Origin of the sequence: Pseudochrobactrum sp. AO18b (assembly GCF_000409565.1) — a bacterium.
In the GTDB taxonomy this organism is placed as follows: Bacteria; Pseudomonadota; Alphaproteobacteria; order Rhizobiales; family Rhizobiaceae; genus Pseudochrobactrum; species Pseudochrobactrum saccharolyticum.
Genome location: NZ_ANNO01000223.1, coordinates 24,822 through 34,920, shown reverse-complemented (window position 1 = coordinate 34,920; position 10,099 = coordinate 24,822). Strand labels below are relative to the sequence as shown.

The window sequence follows — 10,099 nt, the reverse complement described above, 5'->3', positions numbered from 1 at the left end:
CCCGCTTTTTTTATTTCATGCGACAGCATAGCCGCTGTCTCCTGCGTCTTGTGTCTCTTATGTTTGACATCACCAAGCCTCAGGATTCTGTTCCATGCATAATCGCTCTCCGTTCGCTACCCTTCCTCAACCGCCTTATTACATCGTTGCGTTTTCATCGCAGCGCACGACAGATGATGACACGGGCTATGGCGAAATGGCCGGTCAGATGGTTGAACTGGCGGAAAAGCAGGACGGGTTTCTCGGCATTGAAAGCGTGCGGGATGCAAACGGCTTCGGCATTACCAACTCCTACTGGCGCGATGAAGAAAGCATTCGCAACTGGAAGCGCAATGTCGACCATCTGGCAGCGCAGAAACAGGGGCGCGCAGCATGGTATGAAGCCTATGCTTTACGGATTGCCCGCGTTGAACGCGCCTATGGCTTCAATGCGGACGGGGCACAAGCCCGATGACAGCCAACCGTTTTACGCTCCGGCGTCTGGACTTGCAGGATATGGCGCAGGCTTCCCGCATCCACCGGGCGGCCTTCGACAATAGACTGCCATGGCTGAAAGGCTTGCATACACCGCAAGAAGATCAATGGTTTTATGAAAACTGCGTTTTTGAACAATGCGAGGTCTGGGCAGCATTTTCCCCTGATATGGCTGGTATTATTGCCTTTAAAACAGGCTGGATTGAGCAACTCTATATTCTGCCGGATTTTCAGGGGCACGGTATTGGCAGTACTTTACTCAGACAGGCACAAACAACATTTCCGCATCTGCAATTATGGACATTTCAGCGAAATATTCAGGCACAGCAATTCTATGAGAAACACGGGTTTATCGCGATTGGTAAAACCGACGGCAGCGGCAATGAAGAAAAAGAACCGGATATGCTCTATGAATGGCGCAGAGCCGGTTCCTGAACTTATCCAAATCAGCCCTTCCAGACTTTTAAATTCTCACGGTTGATTTCCAGCTGTCTCGCCGGTGTTTGCTTGTAATAATCATCAGCCATACCGCTGATCCAGTCACCGTAATTCGGATTTGGCAGCATGATGAATTTTGAGCCGAACTTGTTCTGTTGTGCAGCAACCAGCAACCGGCGCTCACTATTATTCTTGTCGTAGAACTGTGCGCCAAAATCATTGAGATTATCACCGGCGTAAACCACAACATCATAGCCCTTGGATTTTACCCGATCGAAACGCGGCTGCTTGTTTGACTGTTCAGTCCGCAGCAAAACCGTTTCACGCGATACACCGGGAAAACCGAGTTTTTGTAGGTTTTCGACCGTAGCAGCATAAGATGTGTCATCACGATTGGAGATATAAAACATCCGCCCGCCATGGGAATTGACATAACGGGCGAAAGACACCGCTCCGGCAATGGCCGTTGCCTGTCGCGCCGCCATCCAGCGCGCCCATGTCGGCTTGGTATAAGGCACACCATTCTCCACCCGCCATGCGGCATAGGCGGAATTGTCGATCATCGTCTCGTCCAGATCAACAATCACAGCCTTCTTACGTCCGTCTTCCACCTTTGCCGTGTCAAACGCTCTGCGGGCAATATTGAAAGCCTGATAAGCCAGTGCCTCATATTCACCTGATTGCTGAACCCAGTTCAAACCCAGCACAGACTGCTGCTCAAGTTGAGCCTGTGCCGCTTTCTGATCCGTGACACAGCCTGCTGTTAAAACCGCCAGTGCTGAAACCACAAAAACATTGATTACCCTGCTTTGCATAATGTCCCCTCGGATGAATAGAAAAGCACTATCTGCATGCAGAACGGCACACCTCACAATCGCAACTCTGCGCCCGATAATTCTCAGCAATTTAAATATCGGACGCCCGCTTTATCAGCCCGCCAAAAGACGCTACAGCTTGTATCGTCAATTTTGTTTCAGCTTACGGTGTTACTTCATGGCGCATAAATCCATCGACAATGCTTTTACGGCTCAGACGATCAAGGGAGCCGCAACCGACCCTACTCATGCCGGTGCCCTCTCCTTTATGCGGCGTCTCTATAGTAAAGATGTGAGCAATGCCGATGCGGTGGTCTGGGGCATTCCGTTTGATGCAGCCGTTTCCAACAGGCCGGGCGCCCGTTTTGGCCCGCAGGCTATCCGCCGTGCCGCAGCGATCTTTGATAATGATCCGCAATATCCGTTTCAGCGCGATCTGTTTGAAAATCTGGCGGTAATTGATTACGGCGACTGCCTGCTCGATTACGGCAACCACCAGCTGACACCGGCCACCATTGAGCAGGAAGCCGCTAAACTGATCACCAATGATGCTTTTCTCGTGTCGCTTGGCGGCGATCATTTTGTGACATGGCCGATCCTCAAAGCCCATGCCGCGAAATATGGCCCGCTGGCCTTAGTGCAGTTTGATGCCCATCAGGACACATGGTTTGATGACGGCAAGCGTATCGATCACGGCTCATTTGTTGCCCGTGCGGTACGCGACGGCATTATTGACCCAACCGCATCCATCCAGATCGGTATCCGCACCCATGCACCGGAAGATTGCGGCATTCAGATTCTCTATGGCCACGATGTTGAAGATATGAGCACCAAAGACATTGTGCAGGCGATTGAAACCCGTACACAGGGGCGCAAAACCTATGTCACTTTCGACATTGATTGTCTTGATCCGGCCTATGCACCCGGTACAGGCACACCGGTTGCGGGCGGCCCGTCCTCGGCAAAAATGCTCTCGGTGCTGCGTCAGCTCGGCAAAATTGATATTATCGGCGCTGATATTGTAGAGGTTGCACCGGCCTATGACCATGCCGATATAACAGCCATTGCAGGCGCGACAATTGCCATGCATTATCTGGGTCTGCTTGCGGAAAAGAAAGCCGCACGTTAAAGCGGTTCCGGTGAATATTGAATCACTGATACCGCTCCGACTGTTTGATTTTACGCATTGTCCTCAGGCAAAACCGGTTCCCGCTTATGCCGGAAATGCTTTAGTCTCACAAAATGAATCAACTGTTTGACAGAATGATTCAGCAATAACTCCTAACACTCTGAATTCTCTACCATTAAGGCAAAATTCAAATGAAACCGAAAATCTTTATTGACGGCGAACATGGCACAACGGGTCTGCAGATCCGCACCCGCCTTGCCGGTCGCACTGATCTGGAAGTCCTGTCTATTCCGGAAGAAGAACGACGCAATAAAGATTTGCGCGCTGATCTGCTGCGCTCGGCTGATATTGCTATTCTCTGCCTGCCGGATGATGCCTCGCGTGAAGCAGTGATCCTGCTTGAAGGCCATTCCACCCGTATTATCGACACGTCCACCGCGCACCGTACTCATTCAAACTGGGTCTATGGTTTTGCCGAGCTGGAAGCCTTGCAGGTGCAGCGTATCCGCGAAGCCCGTCTGGTTGCCAATCCGGGTTGCTATCCGACCGGCGCAATCTCGCTCATCCGCCCATTGCGTGATGCAGGGCTGATGAACAGCGATTACCCTGTCACCGTCAATGCGGTATCCGGCTATACCGGCGGCGGCAAGCAGATGATTGCCCAGATGGAAGATGTGAACCATCCGGAGCATATGAAGGAAAACAACTTCCTCTATGGCCTGACACTCAAGCACAAGCATCTGCCGGAAATGCAGATGTATGGCAAACTCGACCATGCTCCGATTTTTGCACCAAGTGTCGGCCGTTTTGCGCAGGGTATGATTGTGCAGGTTCCGGTCCATCTCGATCTGCTCAAAGGCAAACCGACATTGGAAGACGTACATAATGAGCTGAAGGCGCATTATTCCGGTCAGAAAATCGTGCGCGTTGTCCCGCTTGAAGAAAGCAGCGCCATGGCGCGTGTCGATGCCGAAATGCTGGCAGATACAGATGGTATGAATCTTTATGTCTTCGGTTCTGAAGGCGGCAAGCAGATCAATCTGGTCGCCGTGCTGGATAATCTCGGCAAAGGTGCATCGGGTGCAGCCGTGCAGAATATGAACCTGATGCTGGGTCTGCGTTAACCGGAGCATTCATCGCCTATGGAACAGCAAGCAGTGATAAAGCCGGTATTTCCGGCACATTGGCAGATTGCCTCTGCAACACTGCTCGCTGACACCAATTCCAGCCATATCTGGAAAGCAATAATCACCGGAGAGGAACAATCTCCGGTGATTGTTAAAGTTCTCAAGCCTGCCGGTCATGAGGAGCTGCGCGGCGCTTATTATCTGCGCGAGCGTGACGGACATGGTGCGATCAGGCTGCTCGGCCTCACGCATGATCCGGTGATGATGCTGCTGGAATATGCCGGTGATTATGACCTCAAAGTCCATCTTGAAGCCGGACATGATGCAGATGCTATCCGCATTGCCGGTGAAGTGATCCGCGCTTTACACAGTCCCTCCGGTCGGGTTCTGCCGTCTGAATTACAGCCGCTGCTCAAGCATTTCAAAAGCCTGTTTGATCTGGCGGGAAAGAAAGCGGATATTTACACGGAAGCAGCCGATCTCGCGGCATCCCTGCTCAGACAACCTCATGAAATCATCGCCCTGCATGGCGATCTTCATCATGAGAATATCATTCGCAGTGCACGGGACTGGCTGGCAATTGATCCGCACGGATTATGCGGTGATTCTGCCTTTGATTGTGCCAATCTGTTCTACAATCCGCTCGACCGTGATGATTTGTGCCTTAATATGCAGCGCGCTGCAGAAATGGCGCAATATTTCGCAGAGATTATCAACAAGCCTGCGGCCTATATTCTTGATTATGCCTTTTGCTATGGCTGCCTCTCAGCCGCATGGCATCATGAAGACGGCAATGCTGCAGATGAGGAGCGCGAGTTCGCAGGTTAAGGCTGCAGCTTTACCCATAAAAAAACCCCGCATTTGCGGGGCTTTTTTTGTTACGCTGCACGCATTTCATATGCACCTTTACAGGCGCGCCAATGGGCAACAGCAAAGCTCAGCACCACCAATGCAAAGCCCTGATGGGCAAGGCCCCACTCAATAGGCACCATTGTCAGCAAGGCGATAATTCCGATCACCGCCTGCATCAGGATCAGGCTCAGCAGCACAACAGAGCGTCGCGCGTGAGTTGTACCGGCAGCATGGCGATGCGCCTGCACAGCGTGCAGCACAGCCAGCACCAGCACCGTATAGGCAAACATCCGGTGAATGAATTGCACAGTCTTCGGATTTTCAAACAGGTTGCGCCAGTAAGGCTGGTTGATGAACAGGTCTGAAGGGATAATCGCGCCGTCCATCAGCGGCCATGTATTATAGGTCAGACCGGCATGCAGCCCCGCAACCAGCCCGCCAAGATAAATCTGCACCAGAATTGCCAGAACCAGCCAGCCTGCAAAGCGTTGCAAGCTACGCGACGCTGGTTTGTCCGTATATTCAGCAAGCCCGCGCGCAACATAAAACACGGCGGTAATAATAATACAGGCCATAGTGAGATGCACAGCTAAGCGATACTGGCTCACCGATGTCAGCACGCTCAACCCCGATGCCACCATCCACCAGCCGATAGCGCCCTGCAAGCCGCCCAGCGCCAGAATGCCGAGCATCCGTGCTTTCAAACCGTCCTGCAAGCGGCCTGTTACCCAGAAGAAAATCAGCGGAACAGCCACCAGAAAGCCGACGAAACGCGCCAGCATACGATGCGCCCATTCCCACCAGAAAATGAACTGGAACTCTTCCAGCGCCATACCCTTGTTGATCTGCTGATATTGCGGGATCTGGCGGTATTTATCGAATTCTTCCAGCCATTCCGCATGGTTCAGCGGCGGGATAACGCCATGGATTGGCTTCCATTCGGTAATAGACAGACCGGAGCCGGTCATACGGGTTGCACCGCCCACCATGACAATTGCGATCAGTACAACGAATACCGCATAAAGCCACCACCGCACCATTTTGCGGTTCTTATCGTGGTTGGCACTGACCGGCTGTTGTGTTGCCGGTAATGCGGCATAATCTGTTATCATCAATCCTGCTCCGACTGAGTTTTACCCCCGCAGATACATGCCGCATGCGCACCGCGAATACAAGACAACAACACGCGACACGCAGACGCTGTTTTTATTACCCCTTTCATAAATCCAGTGACGAAGCGGAGACGAAAATCATTTCAGATTCAGTGCTGTCTGGTGTATGAGAGTGGTGACGGAGAGAGAAATATGCCTGTAAGACTAAAAAAACTGATCGGAACTGTGCTGCTTGTTCTGCTGATTGCAGTTTATGCGCTGCTTGCAACCATGATTGCGGTTGCCCATCTTGGCCAGTCTTCGGTCTGGATACAGCTTGCTTATTTCTTCTTCACCGGCTTTTTGTGGATACTTCCGGCCATGTATCTGTTGTGGTGGATGGTTCAGCCGCCTAAAGCCCGCTGATTATGATCCGCACAGTCTGTTATTCCAACATTCATGAGGCTCTGCCACTCTGGAGCAATGACAAGACGGTGCATGGTATAGCCCAGTCCGCTCTCTGGACTCGGCTCTGGCAGCAAAATGTGAATCCTGACTGCCTTGTGCTGGCGCTGTTTATTGATGACAGCCCTGCTTTGTTATTGCCGCTTGAGGTTATCAAACAAAACCACAAGCATGTTGCGCGCTTTGCCGGCGGTTCCCATGCCAATTGCAATTTTCCGGTTCTGTTTCCGGCCTTTGCGCAACACATCAGCAAAGACCATATCACTGCACTGATTGCCTGCCTGAAAGAAGCGCGGCCGGATATTACGCTGCTATCCCTCACCCGTCAGATGCAGAGCTGGCTCGGATATAATAATCCGCTGCTCAGCCTCTCCCATCAGCGCAATCCGAATCCGGCGCTGATTGCCACACTGCCAGACAGTTTTGACACTGTGCTTGAGCGCAGCAATGCCTCGCGCAAACGCAAAAAGCACCGCCAGCATGCCCGTCGTTATGATGAAACAGGTGCATGGCGGATTTACACCGCAGAAGGTGATGCGGAAAACAGCGCTGCATTCAATGATTTTTATGCGATGAAAAGCCAGCGCTTTGCCAAACAGGGCATTGCCAACAGCTTTACCGGCGATGATCTGAACCGTTTTTTCCAGAAACTCTTCGCTGCACCGGAAAATGACACGCGCAGACAATATCGCCTGCATGTTCTTGAAGTTGCCGGAAAACCACGTGCGGTCATTGGCTGCGCCTATTGGCAAAGCCCAGACGGCCAGACACCACTGCAACGCGGTCTGACTGTGGAATTCGGTGCCTTTGCCGATGATGATCTGGTCACCGCCAGCCCCGGAGACTTTCTGTTTTACGAAGCGATTGCCGCTGCCATTGATGACAAGCTGGATTATTTCAGCTTCGGTATCGGCGAGGAGAAATACAAGCGCGACTGGTGTGATATTGAGCAGCCGCTTTATGACAGCCATATCGCGCTGACATTCAAAGGCCGGTTGAGCGCAACATTCAATCAGCTGCGCTCAGGTCTTGTCTATCGGATTAAAACCAACAAACATCTCTGGCCGCTGGTGAAAAAACTACGCAGCAAGCTGCGTCGAAGCACTTAAACTGGCTTTTATGCGTGCGGTACCATCAGAATGGTCACATCATCCTGACCCGCCTCATGGAATGCCAGTGCAGTCTGCGCCACAGCCTGATCTTCGCTGTCGAACACATTCATCACAAAAACGGATGTATCGCTGTCGAGGTTCAGCGCCTGTTCGGCAGAGGATGCACCGGTTTCCACCAGCACGAAATCATAGGCCGTTTCCAGAGCTTCAAAAATTACCGGCAGACGCTCGGCCTGCGCCATAGCGGTTTTCGGATCAGAAAGACCTGTCGGAATCACATCCGCATCCGAATATAAATCGCCGTGAATAATATCGGTGAACTGCTTCACATTGAGCAGCAGGTCAGTAATGCCTGCAGGCCTGTTGCCATCCAGCATTGCCTGACTGACAGCACCATTGCCGGTCATATCCACGAGCAATACCCGCAGGCTGCGGTCAGCCAGTTCACGCAGCAGATGCACACTACCGGCAGAACCGGCATCGCCTTCCGGCGAGATCAGAATGATGCGGCGGCGCTCCTGCAACATCAGACGGCTGGCAATTGCCGCCACACCGTTAGGCGCATAAATATCATCCGATGCCGGATCAGGTTCTTCCGCAGCATCCGGCTCGGACACAGTATAGCTGTCATAGATACGCTGAATTGTTTCAACATCAATTTCAGGACGGGCCATAGGCTGCTCTACCATCTTATTTTTATCGGAAACAGGCTCGGGAGCCGGTTGCACAATCAGCTTATTATCAATCTGTGCGGTTTTATTATGCGCAGGACTAAAATTCTGTGCAACAGCACCATATTCATCGCCCCAGAGATTTTGTCCCCTGACAGCTCTGACAGGATTTGTTGTCATAGCGCGACCACTGAAAAGTTCACGCAATAAAACAAAAACCGACAACAGCAACAGGCCCGCAACAAAACTCATGCTGACCATAGGCAGCACTTTAGGGAAATACGGCGCTCCTGCAACAGTTGCCGTTGAGAAAATCCGTGCATCTGCAGGCTGATCTGTACGATCAGCAATGCTGGAAGCCTCGCGATAGCGCGCCAGATAGGCTTGTAGCAAATCGCGCTGGGCAGCAGCATCACGTTCCAAAGCACGCAATTCAACTTCCTGACTGCCAGCCTCGGCGGCCTGCGCTTTCAGACGGTTGAGTTCACGGGTCTGCTCCTGCTCGCGGCTGCGGGCAGTCGTCACCTCATTATCGAGGCTTTTCAGAATTGTATTGCCTTCCTGCCGGATCTGACGGTCAAGATCGGCGAGCTGCGCACGCAAGCCCTGAATACGCGGATGCCCGTCGAGCAATGTTGTCGACAGATTGGCAATCTCGGCCATCAGCGCTCCGCGACGCTCATTCAGCTGCTGCATAATGCCGGAAGACATAACTTCCGGCAGACTGTTGATCGGCACACCGTTTTTAAGCGCAGTGCGAATGCTCTCAGCTTTAGCCTCACTGGCGGCACGCTCAGCTTTCAGACGCGACAGTTCCGATGAAATATCGGACATTTGCTGCGTGGCAAGAGAAGTATTATTGCTGGTATTGAGAAGATCGCTTGCCGCGCGGAAATCAGCGACTTTGGTTTCTGCTTCACGCACCTTCTTCGTCAGCCGTTCAATTTCCGGCTCCAGCCAACCGGTTGCATCGCCTGTCAGCTGGCGTTTGGCAGCGGCCTGTGCTGCAATATATTCATCCGCAATTTTATCGGCGACATCGGCTGCGACTTGCGGATTTTTGGAGACAAACTCAACCACAATCACCCGCGAGCCGGTTACAGCATAGACCTGTAAATTCTCGCGCATACGGGTGAGAACCTGCTCTGATACCGGAATCGTGCGCGGATCAGGGCGCAATCCCAGCAAAACCAGAACCTGTTTCACCGGCGACATGGTTTTCGGATAGAATTCCGCATAATCTTCAAGTTTCAGATCGGCGGCTACTTTTGCAAGGATTTTAGCAGAGCTGATCAGCTCTACCTGCGATTTCACGGCTTCCGGATCCAGCAGCGGACGATCCGTTTCCGATCCGACATTCGGGCGCGTGAAGACAGTTTCCCGTGCTTCAATCAGAATACGTGCTTCGGAGCGGTAATAAGGCGGGAGAAACTGCGCAACGCCCCATGTCAGCAAAGCAAACAGGAGTGCGCCCAGTAGAATGAACAGCCAGTTGCGCTTCAGAGCGGCAAACAGCGCTCCGATATCAATTTCCGCATTTTCTGCTGCATCACGCATCACTGACCCGATCCCCATAATCCTGCACAGGACTCTTATGGTAAATCATCAAGGTAACTATAGGGTTAAATCCTGTAATTTCCCCTCACCCTTCATACTAAGGGCGTATCAGGACTTTACTTTAGCAGTTTGTATTTAAAGATAATTTTATCAGTACAACAGATTTTAGCTTTTAGTCTTTACGCCATATTAACCCTAATAATTCAATAATCACCATCAGACAGATGTCCGTTGCACAGCTATGAAATGCGCAACGGAACCTGAATATATATAACAATGAACTAGAGCGTGTCGTGCTTAATCAAATTCACAGCGCTCGCTCTAGATTCTTTTAATTGTCGCATGTGCGCGAACGCTAAATGAAACCA

At 51.8% G+C, this 10,099-nt stretch carries 10 protein-coding genes; 7 read left to right on the top strand and 3 right to left on the bottom strand.

Annotated features, from left to right (window positions below):
• Positions 1-94 precede the first annotated feature (94 nt).
• On the top strand, positions 95-454 hold the full coding sequence (locus tag A918_RS0109315; protein ID WP_022710803.1) for an antibiotic biosynthesis monooxygenase: 360 nt from the start codon (positions 95-97) through the stop codon (positions 452-454).
• Complete coding sequence (locus tag A918_RS0109310; protein ID WP_022710802.1) at positions 451-909, top strand: N-acetyltransferase; 459 nt, start codon at positions 451-453, stop codon at positions 907-909. Before A918_RS0109315 ends, A918_RS0109310 begins: the two co-directional genes overlap by 4 nt.
• Before the next feature lie 11 nt (positions 910-920).
• Here the strand turns inward: A918_RS0109310 and A918_RS0109305 are convergent, their stop codons facing one another.
• Complete coding sequence (locus A918_RS0109305; protein WP_022710801.1) at positions 921-1,727, bottom strand: 5'-nucleotidase, lipoprotein e(P4) family; 807 nt, start codon at positions 1,725-1,727, stop codon at positions 921-923.
• A 178-nt stretch (positions 1,728-1,905) separates the two neighbouring features.
• Between A918_RS0109305 and speB the strand changes: the two genes are divergently transcribed.
• The 3 genes from speB to A918_RS0109290 all read left to right on the top strand — a co-directional run bounded on the left by speB (position 1,906) and on the right by A918_RS0109290 (position 4,811).
• Positions 1,906-2,856 (top strand): agmatinase, encoded by a 951-nt coding sequence (gene speB / locus A918_RS0109300; RefSeq protein ID WP_022710800.1) that lies wholly within the window; start codon positions 1,906-1,908, stop codon positions 2,854-2,856.
• 191 nt (positions 2,857-3,047) lie between these two features.
• Positions 3,048-3,980, top strand: a complete 933-nt coding sequence (gene argC / locus A918_RS0109295) for an N-acetyl-gamma-glutamyl-phosphate reductase (RefSeq protein WP_022710799.1) — start codon at positions 3,048-3,050, stop codon at positions 3,978-3,980.
• Positions 3,981-3,998: 18 nt separating this feature from the next.
• Positions 3,999-4,811, top strand: coding sequence for an aminoglycoside phosphotransferase family protein (locus tag A918_RS0109290; protein WP_022710798.1), 813 nt, complete (start codon positions 3,999-4,001; stop codon positions 4,809-4,811).
• Positions 4,812-4,861: 50 nt separating this feature from the next.
• On the opposite strand, the gene A918_RS0109285 is transcribed toward A918_RS0109290, so the two are convergent.
• Positions 4,862-5,875 (bottom strand): COX15/CtaA family protein, encoded by a 1,014-nt coding sequence (locus tag A918_RS0109285; RefSeq protein WP_371257512.1) that lies wholly within the window; start codon positions 5,873-5,875, stop codon positions 4,862-4,864.
• 264 nt (positions 5,876-6,139) lie between these two features.
• On the opposite strand from A918_RS0109285, the gene A918_RS0109280 reads away from it, so the two are divergent.
• Entirely contained in the window at positions 6,140-6,352 is a 213-nt protein-coding gene (locus A918_RS0109280) for a DUF2842 domain-containing protein (protein WP_022710796.1), read from the top strand.
• 2 nt (positions 6,353-6,354) lie between these two features.
• Positions 6,355-7,500 carry a GNAT family N-acetyltransferase gene (locus tag A918_RS20045; protein WP_022710795.1) on the top strand — a complete coding sequence of 382 codons (1,146 nt, stop codon included), beginning with the start codon at positions 6,355-6,357 and terminating at the stop codon, positions 7,498-7,500.
• An 8-nt stretch (positions 7,501-7,508) separates the two neighbouring features.
• On the opposite strand, the gene A918_RS0109270 is transcribed toward A918_RS20045, so the two are convergent.
• Positions 7,509-9,749 carry a Wzz/FepE/Etk N-terminal domain-containing protein gene (locus A918_RS0109270; protein WP_245257311.1) on the bottom strand — a complete coding sequence of 747 codons (2,241 nt, stop codon included), beginning with the start codon at positions 9,747-9,749 and terminating at the stop codon, positions 7,509-7,511.
• Positions 9,750-10,099 lie beyond the last annotated feature (350 nt).